Origin of the sequence: Streptomyces sp. NPDC088197 (genome assembly GCF_044741185.1) — a bacterium.
GTDB lineage: Bacteria > Actinomycetota > Actinomycetes > Streptomycetales > Streptomycetaceae > Actinacidiphila.
The window spans coordinates 333,288-353,704 of sequence record NZ_JBIUSD010000003.1 but is presented as its reverse complement, the minus strand read 5'-3'; the positions used below and the strand labels follow the sequence as shown (position 1 = coordinate 353,704).

At 73.0% G+C, this 20,417-nt stretch carries 16 protein-coding genes, 1 other RNA gene and 1 pseudogene; 10 read left to right on the top strand and 8 right to left on the bottom strand.

Annotated elements, in window-relative coordinates:
- Positions 1-74 precede the first annotated feature (74 nt).
- The 3 genes from ACIOC1_RS10010 (at position 75) to ACIOC1_RS10000 (ending at position 3,109) form a co-directional block, all read left to right on the top strand.
- Positions 75-950 carry a MaoC/PaaZ C-terminal domain-containing protein gene (locus tag ACIOC1_RS10010; protein WP_401853159.1) on the top strand — a complete coding sequence of 292 codons (876 nt, stop codon included), beginning with the start codon at positions 75-77 and terminating at the stop codon, positions 948-950.
- A gap of 120 nt (positions 951-1,070) precedes the next feature.
- A complete protein-coding gene (locus tag ACIOC1_RS10005; protein WP_401853156.1) occupies positions 1,071-2,156 on the top strand; it encodes a Zn-dependent alcohol dehydrogenase in 1,086 nt (361 codons plus the stop codon).
- 14 nt (positions 2,157-2,170) lie between these two features.
- Positions 2,171-3,109 (top strand): 3-oxoacyl-ACP reductase, encoded by a 939-nt coding sequence (locus ACIOC1_RS10000; RefSeq protein WP_401853153.1) that lies wholly within the window; start codon positions 2,171-2,173, stop codon positions 3,107-3,109.
- A 413-nt stretch (positions 3,110-3,522) separates the two neighbouring features.
- Here ACIOC1_RS10000 and ACIOC1_RS09995 read toward each other — a convergent pair whose 3' ends face one another.
- Complete coding sequence (locus tag ACIOC1_RS09995) at positions 3,523-4,992, bottom strand: MFS transporter (RefSeq protein ID WP_401853151.1); 1,470 nt, start codon at positions 4,990-4,992, stop codon at positions 3,523-3,525.
- Between the two features lie 157 nt (positions 4,993-5,149).
- On the opposite strand from ACIOC1_RS09995, the gene ACIOC1_RS09990 reads away from it, so the two are divergent.
- Positions 5,150-5,809, top strand: coding sequence for a TetR/AcrR family transcriptional regulator (locus ACIOC1_RS09990; RefSeq protein ID WP_401853639.1), 660 nt, complete (start codon positions 5,150-5,152; stop codon positions 5,807-5,809).
- An 853-nt stretch (positions 5,810-6,662) separates the two neighbouring features.
- On the opposite strand, the gene ACIOC1_RS09985 is transcribed toward ACIOC1_RS09990, so the two are convergent.
- On the bottom strand, positions 6,663-8,084 hold the full coding sequence (locus tag ACIOC1_RS09985; protein WP_401853637.1) for a hypothetical protein: 1,422 nt from the start codon (positions 8,082-8,084) through the stop codon (positions 6,663-6,665).
- Positions 8,085-8,443: 359 nt separating this feature from the next.
- On the opposite strand from ACIOC1_RS09985, the gene ACIOC1_RS09980 reads away from it, so the two are divergent.
- The 3 genes and pseudogenes from ACIOC1_RS09980 to ACIOC1_RS09970 form a co-directional block, all read left to right on the top strand.
- Positions 8,444-9,367, top strand: a complete 924-nt coding sequence (locus ACIOC1_RS09980; protein ID WP_401853148.1) for a Nif3-like dinuclear metal center hexameric protein — start codon at positions 8,444-8,446, stop codon at positions 9,365-9,367.
- Positions 9,364-10,107, top strand: a complete 744-nt coding sequence (locus ACIOC1_RS09975) for a C4-type zinc ribbon domain-containing protein (RefSeq protein WP_355345447.1) — start codon at positions 9,364-9,366, stop codon at positions 10,105-10,107. The genes ACIOC1_RS09980 and ACIOC1_RS09975 overlap by 4 nt, the downstream gene beginning before the upstream one ends.
- A gap of 20 nt (positions 10,108-10,127) precedes the next feature.
- Positions 10,128-10,877, top strand: a pseudogene (locus ACIOC1_RS09970) (histidine phosphatase family protein); the annotation flags it as partial.
- Between the two features lie 76 nt (positions 10,878-10,953).
- Here ACIOC1_RS09970 and eda read toward each other — a convergent pair.
- Positions 10,954-11,571 (bottom strand): bifunctional 4-hydroxy-2-oxoglutarate aldolase/2-dehydro-3-deoxy-phosphogluconate aldolase, encoded by a 618-nt coding sequence (gene eda / locus ACIOC1_RS09965; protein ID WP_355345320.1) that lies wholly within the window; start codon positions 11,569-11,571, stop codon positions 10,954-10,956.
- 93 nt (positions 11,572-11,664) lie between these two features.
- The gene (gene yaaA / locus ACIOC1_RS09960) at positions 11,665-12,450 is read right to left on the bottom strand and encodes a peroxide stress protein YaaA (protein WP_355345317.1); all 786 of its coding nucleotides are present in this window, start codon (positions 12,448-12,450) and stop codon (positions 11,665-11,667) included.
- A 254-nt stretch (positions 12,451-12,704) separates the two neighbouring features.
- On the opposite strand from yaaA, the gene rnpB reads away from it, so the two are divergent.
- Together rnpB and ACIOC1_RS09950 are read left to right on the top strand one after the other, a co-directional pair.
- Positions 12,705-13,110, top strand: an RNA gene (rnpB, locus tag ACIOC1_RS09955) — RNase P RNA component class A.
- A 289-nt stretch (positions 13,111-13,399) separates the two neighbouring features.
- Complete coding sequence (locus ACIOC1_RS09950) at positions 13,400-15,556, top strand: SpoIIE family protein phosphatase (protein ID WP_401304164.1); 2,157 nt, start codon at positions 13,400-13,402, stop codon at positions 15,554-15,556.
- A 171-nt stretch (positions 15,557-15,727) separates the two neighbouring features.
- On the opposite strand, the gene ACIOC1_RS09945 is transcribed toward ACIOC1_RS09950, so the two are convergent.
- From ACIOC1_RS09945 to ACIOC1_RS09935, 3 genes are all read right to left on the bottom strand, one after another.
- Positions 15,728-16,894, bottom strand: coding sequence for a type III polyketide synthase (locus ACIOC1_RS09945; RefSeq protein ID WP_401714938.1), 1,167 nt, complete (start codon positions 16,892-16,894; stop codon positions 15,728-15,730).
- Between the two features lie 189 nt (positions 16,895-17,083).
- Positions 17,084-17,296, bottom strand: a complete 213-nt coding sequence (locus ACIOC1_RS09940) for a hypothetical protein (protein ID WP_401853144.1) — start codon at positions 17,294-17,296, stop codon at positions 17,084-17,086.
- Positions 17,297-17,359: 63 nt separating this feature from the next.
- Positions 17,360-18,565 (bottom strand): MFS transporter, encoded by a 1,206-nt coding sequence (locus tag ACIOC1_RS09935; protein WP_391047240.1) that lies wholly within the window; start codon positions 18,563-18,565, stop codon positions 17,360-17,362.
- 46 nt (positions 18,566-18,611) lie between these two features.
- Here ACIOC1_RS09935 and ACIOC1_RS09930 point away from each other — a divergent pair, with 46 nt between their 5' ends.
- Complete coding sequence (locus ACIOC1_RS09930; protein ID WP_401853141.1) at positions 18,612-19,367, top strand: AraC family transcriptional regulator; 756 nt, start codon at positions 18,612-18,614, stop codon at positions 19,365-19,367.
- A 15-nt stretch (positions 19,368-19,382) separates the two neighbouring features.
- On the opposite strand, the gene ACIOC1_RS09925 is transcribed toward ACIOC1_RS09930, so the two are convergent.
- On the bottom strand, positions 19,383-20,273 hold the full coding sequence (locus tag ACIOC1_RS09925; RefSeq protein ID WP_401853139.1) for a winged helix-turn-helix transcriptional regulator: 891 nt from the start codon (positions 20,271-20,273) through the stop codon (positions 19,383-19,385).
- Between the last annotated feature and the right edge of the window lie 144 nt (positions 20,274-20,417).

Sequence of the window (20,417 nt, the reverse complement as noted above, 5' to 3'; positions counted from 1 at the left end):
GTCACCGGAAGTACCCGTCACCGGAAGTACCCGTCACCGGAAGTAGCCGCCACCGGAAGTGCCCCGGAGGGACCATGCCCATCGACGTCGCCAAGGCCCTCGCGGCCGAGCCGCGCCGCACCGAAATCGCCTGGAACCACAAGGACGTTCTCCTCTACCACCTGGGGATCGGCGCCGGGCGCCCGGCCACCGACGCGGACGAACTGCGCTACACGCTGGAGAGCCGGCTGCACGTCCTGCCGAGCTTCGCCACCGTCGCGGGCGGCGGGCCCGGTTCGGTGGACGGCTCGATCGGCCCCGGCATCGACGTGGACCTCGCCGCCGTCCTGCACGGCGGCCAACGCCTCGTACTCCACCGGCCGTTGCCGGTGAGCGGGCGTGCCGTACGGACCGGATCGGTCGCCGCCGTATACGACAAGGGCAAGGCCGCCGTCATCGTGCTGCGCTCCGAAGTGGCCGACGAGGACGGCCCGTTGTGGTCCTCCGACAACGAGATCTTCGTCCGCGGCGAAGGCGGCTTCGGCGGCGAACGCGGTCCCTCCCGCCGTCCGGAACCGCCAACCCGCGCCCCCGACAAGGCCGTTGACGTACCCGTCCGCGAGGACCAGGCGCTGCTCTACCGGCTGTCGGGCGACTGGAACCCGCTGCACGCCGACCCCGAATTCGCCGCCACCGCCGGATTCGACCGCCCGATCCTGCACGGACTGTGCTCGTACGGCGCCACGCTCAAGGCCGTCACCGACACGCTGCTCGGCGGCGACGTCGCCCGGATCCGTTCGTACGCGACGCGCTTCGCGGGCGTCGTCTACCCCGGCGAGACGCTGCGGGTACGGATGTGGGCGGACGGGGACGGCGGCGGCGCGGGTTCCGGCCGGATCGTGGCCGCGGTGTCGGCCGTGGAGCGGGACGAGGCGCCGGTCCTGGCGGACACCGTCATCGAGCACACCTGAGCCCGTGGGGCACACCGAGCCGCGCGCCCGGCGGCTCTCGGCTCAGCAGCTTTCGGCCCGGTCGTCGGCCGGGCCTCCGTAGCGACCACCGTCTTCGCACCATCCGAGGGGAGCCGTACCGTGCGCGCAGCCATCCAGCAGGAGACCGGCCAGGACAAGCTCGAAGTCGTCGACGACATCGAGACCGCGGGCTTCGGGCCCGGCAAGGTACGTATCCGCGTCAAGGCCACCGGACTGTGCCACTCCGACCTGTCCGCGATGAGCGGCGTCCTGCCGCAGCCCGCGCCCTTCGTGCCGGGCCACGAGGGCGCGGGCGAGGTCGCCGAGGTCGGCGAGGGCGTCACGTCCGTCACGGCGGGCGACCGCGTCCTGGTCTGCTGGCTGCCCGCGTGCGGCGAGTGCGCGTCCTGCAAGCGCGGCCAGACCGAGCTGTGCATCGCCGGATTCCTCAACGCGGGCACCGCCAACTACCGCCGCCCCGGCGCCGCTTCACCCGACGTCTTCGGTTTCGCCGGGACCGGCACCTTCGCCGAGGAGGTCGTGGTCGACGCCAGATGCGCGGTGCCGATCCCCGACGACGTGCCGTACGAGATCGCCGCGCTGATCGGCTGCGGGGTCACCACCGGTATCGGCGCCGCCCTCAACACTGCCCAGGTGGAGGCGGGTTCGTCGGTCGCCGTGATCGGCTGCGGCGGCGTCGGGATCAGCGTCATCCAGGGCGCGCGGGCCTCGGGCGCCGCCGAGATCGTCGCCGTCGACCCGGTCGGGTCCCGCCGCGAGGCCGCCGTCCGCTTCGGCGCCACCGAGTCCGTCGACCCCGACGGCCTCGCCGACGCCAAGAACCGGCTCACCGCGGGCGAGGGCTTCGACTACGTCTTCGAGGTGGTCGGCAAGTCCGCGACCGCGCGTGCCGCGTACGACGCCACCCGGCGCGGCGGCACCCTGTGCATCGTCGGCGCGGGCGCCATGGACGACAACCTCCAGATCAACATGTTCGAGCTGTTCTTCGACGAGAAGCGCATCCTGCCGTCCCTCTACGGCGGCGGCGACGTCCTGCGCTCCTACGACCGCGTCATCCGGCTCTGGCGCGCCGGGCGCATCGACCTCGAAGGGCTGATCACGCACCGCGTGCGCCTGGAGGACATCAACGAGGCGATCGACCAGATGCGGACGGGCGTCGCGCTGCGTACGAGCATCACGATCTGATGGGGGATCAGCCAATGCCGAACGGTGAACTCCCGCTCGCCGGACGGACCGCCGTCGTCACCGGGGCCGGGCGCGGACTCGGGCGCGCCGAAGCGCTCGAACTCGCCCGGCTCGGGGCGCACGTCGTCGTCAACGACTTCGGCCAGCCCGGCCGTGACGGCTCCGGCGCCTCCTCCGCCACCCCGGCGCAGGAGGTCGTCACCGAGATCGCCGCCGCCGGCGGCAGCGCCGTCGCCCACCACGGCGATGTCGCCGACCACGAACAGGCGTCGGAACTCGTCCAGTTGGCCGTCGAGCACAACGGGCAGCTCGACATCCTCGTCAACAACGCCGGGATTCTCCGCGACCGCATGGTCTTCTCCATGACCGAGGACGAGTGGGACTCCGTCATCCGGGTGCACCTCAAAGGCCACTTCAACACCATTCGGTTCGCCGCCGCGCATTGGCGCTCGCGCGCCAAGTCCTCCGGGGCTCCGGTCTTCGGGCGCATCGTCAACACCGCGTCCGAGGCGTTTCTCGCCGGGTCGGCCGGACAGCCGAATTACGCCGCCGCCAAGGGGGGCATCGTCGGGCTCACGACGTCCACGGCGGAGGCGCTTCGGCGGTACGGGGTCACCGCCAACGCCATTTGTCCGCGGGCGCGGACGCGGATGACTCTTGATGTGTTCGGCTCTGCCGAGCCCGGGGGGCTCGATCCGCTGGCCCCCGAGCATGTCGCTCCGCTGGTCGGGTACCTTGCCGGGCCCGCTGCCGCGGGGGTGTCCGGGCAGGTTTTCGTTGTGCACGGGGGGATGGTGGCCGTTCTGCAACGGCCGGTGGTGGCGGCGCGGTTCGAGACGGCGAAGTCGGTGTTTTCGTATGGGGAGCTTGATGGGGTGTTGACGCCGTATTTCGAAGGGGGGGAGCGGGGGTCTTTCGCTGCCGTTGAGGTGTTGGGGCTGCGTCGCTCGTAGTTTTTCTTTGCCCGCCCGCCCGCCCACCCGTGCGGGTGTTTTCTTCGTCTGCGGGTGCCGCTTGTGCCTGGTCGGTGCCGGGCCGGGGTACCTCCTCGAAATCCGTCTCTCCTGGTCCTGTGTATCCGGTGCCGTTCTTGTCGACGTATTTCTGCGGGGGCACCCCGGCCCGTCCCCTTCCGGTACGTCGGCGTCCGCCTGTCCGGTGGGGGTGGCCGGAGGGGGGTGGGTGGGCTGAGGTGCGGGGGCGGCCGACGGTCCGCTGCGGTGCCGGGGCGGGGGTGGGTGGGGGTGAGGGCGTCGGCGTCCGGCCGCCGGTGGGGTGGGTGGGGGGTCGGCTCGGGTGCGGGGGCGTTCGACGGGCCGCTGTGGTGCTGGTTGCTGCTGGTTGCTGTCGGTAGGGGGCTGGGGGGTCAGGCGGGGGAATCGGTGGGGGGGTCTTCGAGGGTGTGGGAGTTGGTGAGGGTGAGGGCGCCGCCGGCGGCGATGAGGCCGACGAGGAGGGAGAGGAGGGCGTAGGTGACGCGTTCGCCGTGGAAGAAGGAGGCGACGAGGTCGCTGCTCCAGGTGCCGGGCGGGAGTTGGGTGGTGACGAGGGCGGCGATGAGGGTGCCGACCATGGCGGTGCCGACGCTGGAGCCGACTTCTTGGGCGGTGTCGTTGAGGGCGGCGCCGATGGAGGTGCGGTTGCTGGGCATGGCGTCGACGAGGGCGACGGCGCAGATCGTCATGACGGTGCGCAATCCGATGGTCATGATCACCATGCAGACGGCGATGGCGGCGTAGCCGTGGTCGACGCTCCAGGAGAGACCGGCGAGGGCGCCGGCCAGGCAGGCAGCGCCGACGAGGCAGGCGATGCGGTGGCCGAACCGGCGGGCGAGCCATTCGGACAAGGGGGTCGCGGCGAGCATGGTCACGATGATCGGCAGGTTGGCGAGTCCGGCGCGTACCGGGCTCCAGCCGTAGGCGTACTGGAAGTGGAGGATCAGCCCGAACATCACGCTGGCCATCGCGATGGACGTGCCGATCTGGGCGATGGCGGCGCCGCGGACGGTGCCGTTGGAGAAGAGGCTGAGGTCCAGCATGGGCGCCGGGGTGCCGCGCTCGTGGCGGACGAAGGCGATCGCGGCTACGACGGCGCCCGCGATCGACGCGAGAGTGATCGCGGAGAGCCAGCCGTGCTCGACACCGCTGGTCAGGGAGTAGCAGGCGAGCCCGATGGCGGCGACGCTCAGGACGGCGCCCGGCAGGTCGAGCTTGTCGTGGGTCAGGTCCTCCGGCCGGTCGGCCGGGACGCCGAGCCGGACGCCGACGCACGCGATGACGGCGATGGGGGCGTTGACGACCAGCAGCCATTCCCAGCGCACATGCGCCAGCGCGGTGCCGCCGAGCAGCGGTCCGAGGACGAAGCCGGACATGCCCACGACGATCATCACCGTCATCGCGCGCATGCGCAGGGCCTTGTCGTCGAACAGCCGGAAGACCAGTGAGTTCGTGATCGGCGCCATCGCCGCGGCGGCGACGCCGAGCGCGGCCCGCAGGGCGATGAGTTGGCCTGCGGTGGTGACGAGGACGACGCACAGGCTCAGCGAGCCGAACACGGCGAGTCCGACCAGCAGCACCCGGCGGCGCCCGAGCCGGTCGGCCATCGACCCCGCCGTGAGCAGCAGGCCGCCGAAGGTCAACGAGTACGCCCCGGTGACCCACTGAAGCGCGGTCGTCCCGCTGCCGAGGTCGCGGCCGATCGTCGGCAGCGCGATCGACAGCAGCGTGTTGTCGACCATCTCGACGAAGAAGGCCAGGCAGAGGGCGGCCAGCGGAATCCACGCCGCGCTCAGGGACGGGTAGGTATGTGACGTTTTCTCAAGCGTGGGAGTGGTCATGGCAGTCCTCCAATCGAACGTCATTCGGTTATCGAACAACGTACGATCCGCTACGATAGAACAACGTTCGATACGACGCAAGATCGCGATGGGGATGTGAGCCATGGCACGCCTGCAAGACCGCTCGACCCAGGGACGCCGACGGGCTTCCCACTCGATGGAGTCCGTCCTCACGGAGGCCGTGGCCCTCCTGGACGAGGCCGGTGCGCCCGGCCTGACCTTCCGCGCCCTCGCGCAGCGCCTCGGCGGCGGCGTCGCCAGCATCTACTGGTACGTCGAGAGCAAGGACGAACTACTCGACCGCGCCACCGACCACGCGATGGGCGCGATCCTCGCCGACGTCGAGGCCCTTCCGCGGAGCGACGACCCGATCGACGACCTTCGCGCCATGGCCCTGCGCCTCTTCGACGCGATCGTCCGCCGGCCCTGGCTCGGCGCCTACTTCATGCGCAACACCGACGTGCAGGCCAACTCCCTGCTCGTCTACGAGAAGCTCGGCGAACAGACCCTCCGCCTCGACCTCACGGCCCGGCAGCGCTTCCACGCCGTCTCCGCGATCGTCGGCGTCGTCGTCGGCTCCGCCGTCGACCTCGGCCAGGAGCCCCCGCCGGAAGTCCTCAACGGCGCCGTCAACCGCGACGAATTCCTCGGCCGCTTCGCCAAGACCTGGCGCGAACTCGACCCCGCCGACTTCCCCTTCGTCCACGAAATCGTCGACGAATTCGACGGCCACGACGACATCGACCAATTCCGCGCCGCCCTAGACCTCACCCTGACCGGCCTCCGCCTCCAAGCCAAAGCCAAAGCCAAAGCCTGAGTCGGCGACCTGAGTCGGCCCCGCCCCCGCGCGCCGAGGACGGGGCTCCCATAAGCCTGCGGCGCCCCCACCCCCGACCGCCGACGCACCCGAGCCCCTCTCCCGCCTACGCAGGCGGGTCGACGGCGGACAGGCGGACCGGAGCCCAACCCCCTCCCGGCACCCCCACCGGACAGCAGGCCGCCGACGTACCGGAGCCCACCCACCCCCGTCCCGGCAGCACAGCGGACCGCCAGACGCCCCCGTACCGGAGCCCACCCACCCCCGCCCCGGCACCACAACGGACCGTCGGCCGCCCCCGCACCCCAGCCCACCCTCCCCCCTCCTGGCACCCCCACCGGACAGGCGGACGCCGACGTACCGGGAGGGGACGGTCCGGGGTGCCCCCGCAGAAATACGTCAACAGGAACGGCACCGGATACACAGGACCAGGTGAGACGGATTTCGAGGAGGTACCCCGGACCGGCACCGACCAGGCACAAGCGGCACCCGCAGCCGAAGAAAACACCCGCACGGGTGGGCGGGCGGGAAAGAAAAACCCGCTAATCGTCCGAAGGACGCCGATGCTTCCCCTGAGGCTGAGCCTCCCCCTCCTCAGAGGAAGAAGCAGGCCCCCGGTGGCGCCCCGAGCTGTCCCCGGACCCCCCGTGGTCGTGAGAGGAACGCGCGTCGGACGACATCTTCTTGAATCTCCCCGAAATCCCCGTGGAACAACGAACCGGCCTACGCCGAAAGCGCGCGAACAAACTCGACCCGGACTGCGGCGAAGCCGCCCCGCGGTGGTCACGCGGAGTGCCCGGATGCGCGGCTTCGGGTGAGTCTACTGGCGGGGCCGACGTCACGGTCATGGGGGTCACCCCGCCTTGGCGGCAGCCAGCGGCGCCTGCTGAAGCGGCAGCACCCGCCAGGGCAGCCGCGTCGGCGCGGGCAGAGCCGCACCGGAAGAGCCGAGGCCACCGGAAGAGCCGCGAGCACCGGAAGAGCCGAGGCCGGCGGAAGAACCGAGGCCGCCGGAAGAGCCGCGGGCACCGGAAGAGCCGAGGCCGGCGGAAGAACCAGGCCCGGGCAGAGCGGCGGGCACCGCACCCCGCCCACGCCGGGACCCCGAAGCCCCGGCCGCAGGCCGCACCCGTGGCGCCTCGTACGGCGCCACCCCGCAAGGCCACTCCGGCACCGAACACGGCAGCCGCAGCAAATCGTCGGCCCCCCAGTACCCCGTCGCCCCCAGCCACCCCGGAGGGGACGCCCGCCAGTGCAGCCGCCGCTCACCCGGCCGCCACAGCGCCAGCGACTCCGCCCCGCCGGGCGCCTCCGCGCGGAGCGCGACCACCGCCGCCTCGGGCATCAGGATCTGCCCCGGTTGCGCGGCGACCGGCGTGAGCAGGATGCCCGGCACCTGGAGCGCGTCGGGGAAACGTACCGGCCGACGGCTGCCGAGGACGCCCCAGCCGAGCCGCGCCTCCCCGGTGGCGTCGCTGCGCAGGAGCAGCAGCCCGCTGTCGGGTTCCGCGAGGACGAGCCGGTCGTCGCTGTCCTCGGTGATCTGGAGGAGCGGGCTGGCCTCGCCGAGTCGCAGGTCGACGGCGACGGCCTTGGTGCGGCCGGCGAGCGTACGGTCGACGGCGAGCAGCCGCCCCGTACGGTCGAGCCAGACGCCGCCGGTGCAGCGGCCGGGCACGCGCATGACGGCGACGGGCCCGTCCTTCCCGGCGCCGTACACCTGCCAGACGGTCGTGACCCCGTCCCCCTCAGCAGAGTCCCCCTCGCCGGAACCCCCATCGGCGGAGCCCCCCTCGCCAGAGCCCCCACCAGCGGAGCCCCTCTCGCCGGAGCCCCTCTCGCCGGAACCCCCCTCGTACACGAGCGCGAAAGCCGCCCCGCCCAAGGGGCACGGGGGAAGAAGCGTTACTGCATCCCCGCCGAGCGACCCGATCGGCACCTCCCCCGTACCGGCCCCCGCCGGATACAGCAGCGCCAGGTCGTGGCGGTCGGCGACCCGTCGCCGGATCAGGACGCGCCCGTCGGGCAGCGGTACGACCTGCGTCCCGGCCTCCTCCGGCTGGGCGCCGGGCAGCGGCACCGCGTACGGCTCGGGCCCGAGCGTCCACCGCTCGGGGAACCAGCCGCTGACGCCGCCCCCGCCGTACTCGTCCACGTCCCCGTCCCCCTCCGGCGCGGGTACGCGAGCCTCGGCGAGGCAGGCCGCGTACGACCCGTCCGCGGCGATCGTGAAGCCCGACCGGCGCAGTACGCGGACGGCCGGGGGGATCTCCATGGCACGGGCACTGGCATCTGTACTGGCGCTCATATGACTCACCCACCTCCGGCACAGGACCGTAGTTTTCCTTTTTCCGGACGATCAACGCGACTCGGTGCGGTTCACACGTAAGAGTGCGGGTTTTCCCGTTCTGCTCCGCGCGAAGGGGCAGATGTGCTCCGCCCGGCGAGCGGTCGCGCTCCCCTCGGACATCGGATGCGCCCCGCGCGCCCTTGACTCACGGGTGCCGAACGAGTGCCGAACGGGTGCCGCACGGGTGCCGCACGACCCCGCGCACCCGTCGTGGCACCCCCCGCCGCCCGCGGTCACGACGTACGGCATCCGGCGGACACGGGCGGCCAGGTAACCTTCCTACCGTGCCCACACTGTCCGACGTCATCGCCGAGCTCGACGCCCTCTGGCCCCCGGAGCTGGCCGAGGCGTGGGACGCCGTCGGCCTGGTCTGCGGCGAGCCCGAGGCCGAGGTCGGACGCGTGCTGTTCGCCGTCGACCCGGTACGGGAAGTCGTCGACGAGGCGGTACGGATCGGCGCGGACTTGCTGGTCACGCACCACCCGCTCTATCTGCGCGGTACGACGACGGTGGCGCCGACCGGCCCGGCCGGTTTCAAGGGCCGCGCCGTCCACGACCTGATCAGGAACGGGGTCGCGCTGCACGTCGCGCACACCAACGCCGACCGCGCCGACCGCGGCGTCTCGGACGCCCTGGCCGCCGCGCTCGGCCTGCGGATCACCGGCCCGCTCGTACCCGACCCCACCGACCCCGCGGGCCGCCGCGGCCTCGGCCGGATCGGCGAGACCGCCGTACCCCTGACGTTGGCCGAATTCGCGCAGCGGGCGGCGCGAGGGCTGCCGCGTACCGCCACCGGGCTGCGGATCGCCGGCGACCCGCAGGCCACGGTCCGTACCGTCGCGGTCTGCGGCGGCTCGGGCGACAGCCTCTTCGCCGAGGTCCGCGCGGCGGGCGTCGACGCGTACGTCACCGCCGACCTGCGCCATCACCCGGTCTCCGAGGCGCGCGAGTCCGGCCCGCCCGCGTTGGTCGACGCCGCGCACTGGGCCACCGAGTGGCCGTGGTGCGAGCAGGCCGCCGCTCAGCTCGACGAGATCTCCGACCGGCACGGCTGGGCGCTGCGCACCCATGTCTCGTACGCGGTCACCGACCCGTGGACAGCGCACGCTGTCGCCCCGGAGCGCTCGGACACCCCGGAATTCCGGGGCGGCCGGGAACTCCCGCAATCCACTTCCCGCCCTTCCAGCCGCACAGGAGCCCCCCGCTGAACGCCGAGCCCGCCGACCAGATCCGACTTCTCGAAGTCCAGGCCCTCGATTCGCGTATCGCGCAACTCGACCACAAGCGCAAGACCCTGCCCGAGCACGCCGAGCTGGAGCGGCTCGGCGCCGACCTCGCGCAGCTCCGTGACCTGCTGGTCGCCGCGCAGACCGAGGAGAGCGACACCGCGCGCGAGCAGACCAAGGCCGAGCAGGACGTCGACCAGGTACGCCAGCGCTCCGCCCGCGACCAGCAGCGTCTGGACTCCGGCGCGGTCACCTCGCCGAAGGACCTGGAGAACCTCCAGCGCGAGATCACCTCGCTCGCCAAGCGGCAGGGCGACCTGGAGGACGTCGTGCTGGACGTCATGGAGCGCCGCGAGGGCGCCCAGGAGCGCGCCACGGAACTGGCCGCGCGCGTCGAGTCCGTCCAGGCCAAGGTCGCCGAGGCCGAGGCCCGCAAGTCCGCCGCCATCGAAAGCATCGACGCGGAGGGCTTCACGGCGGCCAAGGAGCGCGAGGTCATCGCCGGGACCGTGCCCGACGACCTGATCAAGCTGTACGACAAGCTCCGCGGGCAGCAGGGCGGCGTCGGCGCGGCGCGGCTCTACCAGAAGCGCTGCGAGGGCTGCCGCCTCGAACTCAACATCACCGAGCTGAACGAGGTCAGGGCCGCGCCCGCCAACACCGTCGTACGGTGCGAGAACTGCCGCCGGATTTTGGTGCGTACGGCCGAGTCCGGCCTGTAGTGGCGTTGGTTCACGAGGGTGCGGCGCCCGACATGGCGGCGCCCACCACCTTCGTCCTGCTGCGGCACGGCGAGACCGCGCTGACGGGGGAGAAGCGGTTCTCCGGGAGCGGCGGAAGCGATCCGTCGCTGTCGGCCGCCGGGCGGCGCCAGGCCGAACGGGTCGCGGCGGCGCTGGCCGTACGCGCCGAAGGGCCGGTGCGCGCTGAGGAGTCGGTGCGTGCCGAAGGGCCGGTGCGCGCCGAGGAGTCGGTGCGCGCCGAGGAGTCGGTGCGCGCCGAGGGGCGACTGAGTGAAGGCCACGGCATCGAGGCCGTCGTCAGCTCGCCGCTCGCCCGCTGCCGGGAGACCGCCCGGATCGCCGCCGACCGCCTCGGCCTGGACGTCCACCTCGAAGAGGGCCTGCGCGAAACGGACTTCGGGGCCTGGGACGGCCTCACCTTCGCCGAGGTACGGGACCGGCAGCCCGCCGAACTCACCGCCTGGCTCGGCTCACCCGACGTCCCGCCGCCCGGCGGCGAGAGCTTCACCGACGTCGCCGCCCGCGTCGCCGCGGCCCGCGACGCGCTGCTGACCGCCCACCGCGGCCGTACCGTCCTGCTCGTCAGCCACGTCACCCCGATCAAGACGCTCGCGCGCCTCGCCCTGGACGCGCCGCCCGAAGCGCTCTTCCGCATGTACCTCGCCCCGGCGTCGCTCTCGGAGGTGGCGTACTACGCGGACGGCAACGCGTCGCTGCGGTCGCTGAACGAGACGGCCCACCTGCGGTGAACGGGCCTTTCCCGTACGGGCCTTCTCCGTGCGGGCCTTTCCCGTACGGGCTTTCTCCGTACGGCTGTTGAGGGCGTCAGCCCCGCAGCGTCGCCGCCTCGCGCGCCAGGCTCTCCACGAGATCCCACCGCCGGGACCGCACCGCGTCGCCCGGCACCATCCACGTACCGCCGACGCACCCCACGTTCGGCAGCGCCAGGTACTCGGGCGCGCGGGCCGCGTCGATGCCGCCCGTCGGACAGAAGCGGGCCCGGGGGAGCGGTGAGGCCAGGGAGCGGAGGTACGCGACGCCGCCCGCCGCCTCGGCGGGGAAGAACTTCATGTCGGTGACGCCGCGTTCGAGCAGCCCGAGCGCTTCCGAGGCGGTCGAGACGCCCGGCAGGAACGGCACGCCCGCGCCGCGCATCGCGTCGAGGAGGCGGTCCGTCCAGCCGGGGCTGACCAGGAAACGGGCCCCCGCGCCCACGGCCGCGTCCGTCAGCTCGGGCGTCAGCACCGTGCCCGCGCCGACCACCGCGCCGGGGACGCCGTCCGCGACGGCCCGGATCGCGTCCAGGGCGGCGGGCGTCCGCAGCGTGATCTCGATCGCGGGCAGCCCGCCCGCCACCAGCGCCCGCGCCAGCGGTACGGCGTCCGCCGCGTCCTCCAGGACGACCACAGGGATGACGGGGGCGAGGTCGAGCACGGAAGTCATGCCCGTCATCCTGCCTGGCGGGCGCCAGCGTGCGCAACGGCCGTTGCGCAGAGTGCAACGAGGGTCTTGCTCCGTACCGTCGCGCCGCGCGCCTCAGTGGATCTCGCGCACCAGGACGTCGAGCCGACCCGTACCCGGCTGCTCCTCCACCGTGAAACCCAGCTTCCGCAGCGTTCGCGCGAGGCCCTTGGGGTCCTTCGGCCGGGCGCCGGACTCCAGCAGGGCGCGGACCAGACGGCCCTTGGTGGCCTTGTTGAAGTGGCTGACGACCGTCCGCTTCTCGACCCCGCCGACCACCGTCACCTGGAGCACCCGGACCGTCGCCGTACGCCCGGCGACCTCCCCGGCCGGCTTCCAGGCGCCCGCGTACGACGACGAGCGCAGGTCGAGCACCAGGCCGTCGCCCGCCTCGGCCGGCAGGACATCGGCCATCTGCCGCCGCCAGTACGCCGCCAGGCCGCCGACGCCCGGCAGCTTGACGCCCATCGAGCAGCGGTAGGAGGGGATGCGGTCGCCGAGCCGTACCGCGCCCCACAGCCCGGAGAACACCAGCAGCGACTCCTCGGCTCGGCGCCGCGCCGCCCGTCCGAGCGTCGCCAGGCCCAGCGCGTCGTACAGCACTCCGGTGTACAGCTCCGCCGCGGGCATGGCGGGCGCCGTCCGCAGCGCCGCGTTCTTGGCGACCTCGCCGCGCAGGCCGGGGCTGAGCCCCAGCACCTCCGCCGCCTTCTCCTCGTCGCCCGAACACAGCTCCACCAGCTCGTCGAGGACCGTCGCCCGCGCCTCGTTCAGCCCCGGCAGCGACAGCGAGTCCAGCGCGACCGCGGCCCCCGTCCCTCCGGTGGCCTTCCCCTCGGACGGCGGCAACAGGACGAGCACGGCATCTCCTTCATACGGTTCTTGCGGTTCGTACGGTCCAGGCGGTCGTACGGTGCGCGGGGTCGTACGGCTCGCGCTCGGGCCGCCCGCGCCTGGTCGGGGGGCCCGCACCAGAGTAGGACCTGGGCGGGCCGCCCACGGGACCTGTCCGGCCGCGCCCGGCCGGACGGCCCCGGCGGGCGGCCGTACGCTCGCCGCCGACCCCGCGGTGCTCTTCGCCCCCGCGCAGCCACTACCATGGTCCACACGGCAGACGAGCCGAGCGGACGGCCGCGTGGAGCCCTTTCGGGGGCTTCCCGAGGAACGTCCGGGCTCCACAGGGCAGGGTGGTGGCTAACGGCCACCCGGGGTGACCCGCGGGACAGTGCCACAGAAAACAGACCGCCGGGGATCTCGGTCCCCGGTAAGGGTGAAACGGTGGTGTAAGAGACCACCAGCGTCCAGGGTGACCTGGACGGCTAGGTAAACCCCACCCGGAGCAAGGTCAAGAGGGCGTCGTAGCGATACGGCACCCGCGCGGACGTTCGAGGGCTGCCCGCCCGAGTCCGCGGGTAGACCGCACGAGGCCGGTGGCAACGCCGGCCCTAGATGGATGGCCGTCTCCCGGCCGGCCGCGAGGCCGCCCGGCGACAGAACCCGGCGTACAGCTCGACTCGTCTGCCGCCACCGCCCCCTTGGGTTCGCCCGGGGCGCGAGCGCGGTCGGGCGGGCGGCGTCGTGCGTCCTTGATGTGCTCCTGGGTGCCGCGAGGGCTCTTGCCGGGAGTCGCGCGGCACGCGGACCGCAGGTGGGGGCGTGCGGGTCCACCGGGAGGGGCTGATCGCGCGGCCCGTACACCGTGTGAGTCATGGTGAACAAAGAGTCGCTTTACCTGCTCTTTATGTTTTTATTGGCTAATTGTCCGTAATGTCTGAAATCAACCGTTGGCGGATGATCGGACTTTGCCGTGATGACCAGCCCCAACTCCAGCCACGCTTCTTCCGAGGGTGCGTCCGGTGCGGGCGGCCGGGTCGGTGCCGTGCTGACGGAGATGATTCCGCAGCAGCCGCCCAGTGCGCTGAGCGCGCCGTCGGGGGCGGGGTCGGACGACACGCTCGGCATCATCGTCGTCGACGAGCGGCTGACCGTGCTGGAGGCCGATCTGGCCGGGACCTGGCTCGACGGGGTGGTCGACGGATCGGGCGCGCGGGCGACCGACCTCTTCCCGACCGAGGACGCGGCGGCGATCGCCGCCCGGGTGGAGCGGGTACTGGCCACCGGCCGCCCGCTGCTGGCGCGGGTCCAGCGCATGATCCGGCCGGACGGAACGCCCGCGGTGGTGTCGCTCTCGGTCCTCCCGGCGGCTCCGGGCCGGGTGGTGATCAGCCTGATCGACGTCAGCGCCCAGCTCGACGTCTTCGCCGCCTCCTCGACCCTGGGCACCTCCCTGGAGATCGAAACGACGGCGCGCCAGCTCGCCGAAGGGCTGCTGCCCTGGGGCGACGCCGTCACGGTGTCGCTGGCGCAGTGCCTGTGGAGCGGGGACCTGCCCGATCGGACCGAGCCGCGGTGCCGCGCCGCGTACGCCCGCGCGGGGAACCGGCCGTGGCCGCGCGGCTTCCTCCGCCTGGGCGAGCGCCTGCCGGACCTGCCCGCCCACCCCGCTTCCGACACCACCGGTCACCCCGGCGTCACCGTGCTGCCCGACCGCGCCGCCATCGAGCGGGCCCTGGGCGACGACCCGGACCTGATACGGGCCCTGGTGCCGGACCACGGCCCGCTCGCGGTGGCCTTCGCGCCGCTGACCGTCCCCGACGCCGACCGGCGGCAGCGCGTCCTCGGCACGGTCGCGGTCTGGCGGCGTGAGGACAACCCCCGCGGGGCCTTCGACGGCGACGACCAGCTCGCCGTCCAGGAACTGGCCTTCCGCGCCGCGATGAATCTGGAGCACGGGCGCCGTCATCAGCGCGAGCACCGGCAGGTCCTGGCGCTCCAGCGCAGGCTGCGCCCGCCGCACTCGCCGAGCCGGGCGATGCACACCGCGGGCGCCTACCGGCCCGCCGCACCCGACAGCGCCGGCCTCGGCGGCGACTGGATGGACGTCATCGGCCTGTCGGGCGGCCGGATCGCGCTGGTGATCGGCGACGCCGTCGGACACGGCCTGGCAGCCGCCGCCGTCATGGGCACACTGCGCCAGGCCGCCCAGACCCTGGCCGCCGCCGACCACCCGCCGGTCGAGGTGATGACCCACCTGGACACCCTCGTGGGGAGCCTGCACGCGACCGCCGAGACCGACGGCGAACTGGGCGCCGCGGCGGCGGCGCTGGGCACGACCTGCTGCTACGCCGTGTACGACCCGGCCGCCCGGCGGCTCACCGTGGTCAGCGCCGGGCACCTGCCGCCGGTGCTGGTCCACCCGGACGGGGCCGCGGAACTGCTCGCCCCGCCGCTGCACCCGCCGCTGGGCACGGCCCGCGAGGAACCGTACGAGGCCCTGGAGGTCACCGCCGAGCCGGGCGCCCTGATCGGGCTCTACACCGACGGCCTCGTGGAGCACCCGGGCCGCGACCTCGACGACGGGATGACCGCCCTGCTGGAGGCACTGTCCTGGCACTACGCGACCGGCGACCTGAGCGCCGTCGTCGGCCCGGTCGTCGACCACGTCACCGGGCCGCCGCCGCAGCACGACGACCTCACGCTGCTCCTGGCGCGCATGGACGGCCTGCCCGCGGCCGACATGCCCGCACTCCGCCTGCCCGCGGGCGATCTCACGGCGGTCGCCCGCGCACGGGCGTGGACCGGCGCCCGCACCGCCGAGTGGGGCATCGCCGACCCCCACGGCCGCAGCGCCCTGGTGGTGTCCGAACTCGTCACCAACGCCCTGCGGTTCGGCACCGGCGGCCCGGTGACCCTCCGGCTGCTGCACCTGTCCGACCGTCTGATCTGCGAGGTCACCGGCCCCTCGCACGGCAGGCCGCGGGCCGCCCGCCCCGCGGTGTCCGAGACCAGCGGACGCGGGCTCCTCGTCGTCCAGCACACGAGTGCCGCGTGGGGGACGCGGCTCGGGGAGACCGCGGGGGAGCGCACGGTGTGGGCGCAACTGGCCGTCACGGGCGGCCAGTTGTGACCAGGACCGACTGTCGGCGGCGGGTGGGCGTGATCCGCACTGACGGTCGGCGGCGGGCAGCTGTGCCCCGGACTGAACGCTGGCGGCGAGTAGGTGTCACCCGGACTGACCGTCAGCGGCGGGCAGTTGGGCCCGGACCGGCCCTGTGATCCGCGCGTCCCGTACGGCGGGCTAGAGCCACACTCCGTCCATCGCGGTGGCCGTCAGTCCCGGCGCCGCTCCGTACAGCACGGTCCGGGCTCCGGCGGGTACGCCCGCGCTGAGGGCGCGGTCGAGGACGTCGAATACGGCGGCGCCGCCACGGTTGCCGGTGACGATGCTGCTCCAGGAGTGGTCCAGCAGGTGGTCGGGCCAGGGCCCCGGGACGTCGGGCCAGGAGCTCGGGACGCTCTCCTGGATGAGTTCCAGCACGCGGGTGCCGCCCGGGTGGGCCACCAGCAGGTCCGGGTGCCAGTCCGGGTCGGTGTGACGGCCGCGCACCCACTCCCACATCGGCGGGAGCGTCGACTGCACCCACTTGGGCCCCGAGCGGTCCATCTCGTAGTGCACCCCGTCGGCGCGGGTGTGCAGCCGGTGGATGTCGGCGGTGCCGGGCACCGTGCGGTGCCACGCGGCGTCCAGCCGCAGGAACGCGCCCTGGTCCGGCCGGCCGCGGACGACGGCGGCGACCGCGGTGTCGGCGAACAGCAGCCGCATCAGCAGCGAGTCGATGCCGGTGTCGTCGGGCTGGTAGGTGGTGCTCAGCGCCTCCGCGATGACGATCAGCACCGTCGCGCCGGGGTCGGCGGCCAGCAGTTTCGAAGCGGTGGCCAGCGACCGGGTACCGGCGATGCAGGCCCACTGCGAGAACGGCAGCAGCAGCACGTCCTCGCGCAGCCCGAGCCGGTTGAACAAGGCGATGTCCAGGCCCGGCAGGGCGGGGGTGGTCGAGTTGCTGGTGACCACGTAATCCACCTGGTCAGGGGTGACTCCCGCGGTCTCCAGCGCCTGGCGGGCCGCCCGCTCCGCGCAGTCCTGGACCGTCACCCACACCGACGCGGTGCGCTCCTCGACGGTCTGCGGCACCGGCGGGCCCGCCTCTGCCGTCTTGCCGGTCTCACCCGTCTCGCCCGCCGCTGAGGCCGCGGGCCCGGGGAAGCCGCTGCGGCTCGGCGCCGTGATCGCCTCCAGGGGCTGCATCCACCGCCGCTCCCCGATCCCGGTGTTCTTGGCCATCCCGTCCGCGCGCTTCAGCCAACTCGCCCCCGGGTGACGGCCGTTGACCTCGGCGAGGATCTCCTCGGTAGTGATGGTGTACGGCCCCGGCACCACGGCGGGAGGCCACATGTACACGCTCATTCCGCACCCCCTTCCCGGCGCCCGGACGGCGCCGTATCACCGTATTGTCCCTCTCCCCGAAACGGAAGTCCGGATTCCACATTGACCGTTTCGACCTATCTGTACAGGAATTCGCCGATCTGACCGGTCAACTCGGCCGGATTCAGCGGCCCGTGCGGACCGGCCGTTTCCGTGGGTGCGGCGATATGTCTAGAATAAAGGGAGTTGGCCGGGAAAGTCGGGAATGGTGTAGCCGTCCAGGGTGCGTTGGGCGGCGGTGGGGGCGGCGGGGGATTTGGAGCCGGGGCAGGAGACGAGGGTGGCGGTGCGGGGGCCGGGGGGTGGGTCGTGGCGGGCGATGCGGCCCCCCACGACGGCGATCTCTCGGCCGCACTGGGGGCAGCGGCGGCGGGGGGATGACATGGGGACAGTCTGGTGGGCCGTGGCCCGGGGGCGCGGGAGGCGGCCCGGTCGACGTGTCGCGGATTAGCCCGCGAGGGCGGGGTCGGTGGCCGCGTCCTCCGGCGCGGCGGCGGGGGACGAGCGGGGCGCGGTGGGCTCGGGGAGGGACCGGAACAGCAGCCAGCTCAGGGCGGGCATGACGATGAGCGGGGCGAGAGCGGTACGCAGCGAGGTGGCGTCGGCGACCGCGCCGATGACGGGGGTGGCGAGGCCGCCGATGCTGACGGTGAGCCCGAGCGTGATGCCGCTGGCGGTGCCGACACGGGTGGGGAGGTAGTCCTGGCCGAGGGTGACCTGGAGGGAGAAGGGGACGTAGAGGCCGATCGAGGTGAGGGCGACGAAGAGGTAGAGGGCCGGTCCCGGGACGAGGACGACGCCCGCGACGGACGGGATCGAGACCAGATACGACCAGCGGGTGACGGTGACGCGGTCGTAGCGGCCGGCCAGCGAGCCGCCGAGGACGGAGCCGATCGCGCCGCCGATGTAGAGGACGAACAGCGCGGCGGTGCCCGCCACTTCACTGCCGCCCATGCGCTGCTTGGCGTACAGCGAGATGAAGGTGCTCAGGCCGATGAAGACGATCGAGCGGAAGACCACGGCCACGGAGAGCTTCACGAAGGACGCCCTGTCGTCGCGCCCGACGGCGACGGCGGCCGAGGTCCCGGTGGAGCGCCGCCGTTCCAGCTCGCGCAGCACCGGCAGGCACAGCACGCTGCCGACGAGCGCGGGCAGCACCAGCAGCGGGGTGAGGCGCAGGCCGCCCGTCGCGACGACGGCGGCGACCATGAGCGGGGCCAGCGCGAAGCCGATGTTGCCGCCCACCGAGAACCACCCCATCGCGCTGTGGCTGCCCCCGCTCGCGAGGCGGGCGACGCGCGCGGACTCCGGGTGGTACGCGGCCACGCCGACGCCGGAGACCGCGACGAAGACGAGCGTGAGCGCGTACGAGCCGCTGACGCCGCTGAGCGCGATGCCCGCACCGCCGAGAACGGTGCTCACCGGCAGCAGCCACGGCATCGCCCACCGGTCGGTGAGCAGGCCGAACAGCGGCTGGGCCACGGAGGACAGGACGGACGCGGCGAGCACGATGCCGGAGGCGGCGGCGTAGCTGTAGGCGCGTTCGGCGACGAAGTAGGGGACGAGGGCCGCGACGGCGCCCTGGTAGATGTCGACGCAGGCATGCCCGAAGGACAGCAGCGTGATCGAGGTGTTTTTCGGCACGTCACCCATGGTCTTCAGGCGGTGATATGTCGGGCTTCCGATAAACTGCCAACCAATGACGAAAATCCGCCATGAGCCGGTCGCGCCGACCCGTACCGAGCGGCTGGCCCCCGGCGCGGAGATCGACCCGCACCGGCACGACGACCACCAGATCGTCTACGCCGGACGCGGAGTGCTGGCCATCACCACGAGCGCGGGCTCCTGGGTCGCCCCCGCCACCCGCGCCATCTGGGTCCCCGCCGGTACGGTCCGCGCCCACCAGGCCCACGGCGAACTCGAACTCCACCTGGTCGGCCTCCCGGAGAACGAGAACCCGCTCGGCCTCGACACCCCGACCGTCCTGGCCGTCGCCCCCCTGCTGCGCGAACTGCTCCTCGCCCACACCCGCACCCCCGACGACGGCAGCCCCGAACGGGCCCGCCTGCGCGCGGTGTTGCTCGACGAACTGCGCGCCTCACCGCAGCAGCCGCTCCACCTGCCCTGGCCGGCCGCGCCCCAACTCCGGTCCCTGTGCGCGATCCTGCGCGCCGACCCGGCCGACGACCGTACGCTGACCGCCCTCGGCCGCCAGGTCGGCGCCAGTGACCGTACGCTGTCCCGGCTCTTCAAGAGCGACCTCGGCATGACCTTCCCGCAGTGGCGCACCCAACTCCGCCTCCACCACGCTCTGGTGCTGCTCGCCGAGAACACCCCGGTCACCGCCGTGGCCCACCGGTGCGGCTGGTCGTCCGCCAGCGCCTTCATCGACGTCTTCCGCCGCACCTTCGGCCATACGCCGGGCGCCTACCAGTCGCGGGACCAGGCCGGATAGCTCCTGCGCGGACGGTCAGGGACCGGCCGTCGCCAGGCGAAGCGTCTCCTCGACGGCCGCCGGAATGTCCTCGACGGGGAAGAGGACGTGCCGCACGGTGCGGTCAGGGGCGAGGACGAGGATGAGCCGTTTGAGGCGGAGCCGCCCGGCCCCGCGGAAGGTCGGCAGTCGCAGGGCGGCGGCCAGACGCTGCTGGGCGTCGGAGAGCAGCGGGTACGGGACGGCTTCGGCGGTGGCGAACGCCGCCTGTTCGTAGGGGAGTTGGGTGCTGACGCCGTGGACCGCGACGTCGGCGCGGCGGAAGTCGGCGTAGGCGTCGCGGAAGAGCCGGTTCTCCAGTGTGCAGCCGGGCGCGCCGGGGATCGGGTCCTCGCCCCAGTCGACGCCGGTGCCGGGGTAGGTGAACAGGACGGTGGCGGCGGCGTCCGGGGCGACGACGGGGCGCTCGGCGCCGTCGCTCGCGGGCAGTCGGAGATCCGCGGGCAGCCGCGCGCCCGTACCCGTACCCGTATCGGTACCGCCGCCCGCCAGGGCGTGCACGCGTGCGTGCTCCGCCCCGTCCGGCGGCGCGGTCGCCGTGGCCGACCCGTCGCCGAGGACCCAGCGGTCGCCCCAGTCCTGCATCGCCACCAGCAGCGGGAGCAGGGCGAGTCCCGAGTCGGTGAGCAGGTATTCGTAGCGAACCGGGCGGCGTTGGTAGAGGCTGCGCCGCAGGACGCCGCGCGCGACGAGCGCGCCGAGCCGTTCGGTGAGCACCTTGCGGGAGAGGCCGAGTTCGGAGGCCAGGGCGTCGAACCGCACGTGGCCGCGCGCGATTTCGCGCAGCACGAGCACGTTCCACCAGTCGGCCATCACCACGGCGGCCTGGGCGATCCCGCAGTCCTCGTCGGCGTTGTGCATCCTCATCCGCACAGAGTACATTCACTTTCTGAACTCACTTTGTTCTCGCTCGGAACTTAATCGTCGCCGTCCGTGTCATCGTCATCCGCGTCGTCGCCGTTCGCGTCGTCGTCGTCCGCGTCGTTGTCGTCCGCACCGCACGTGAGGAGC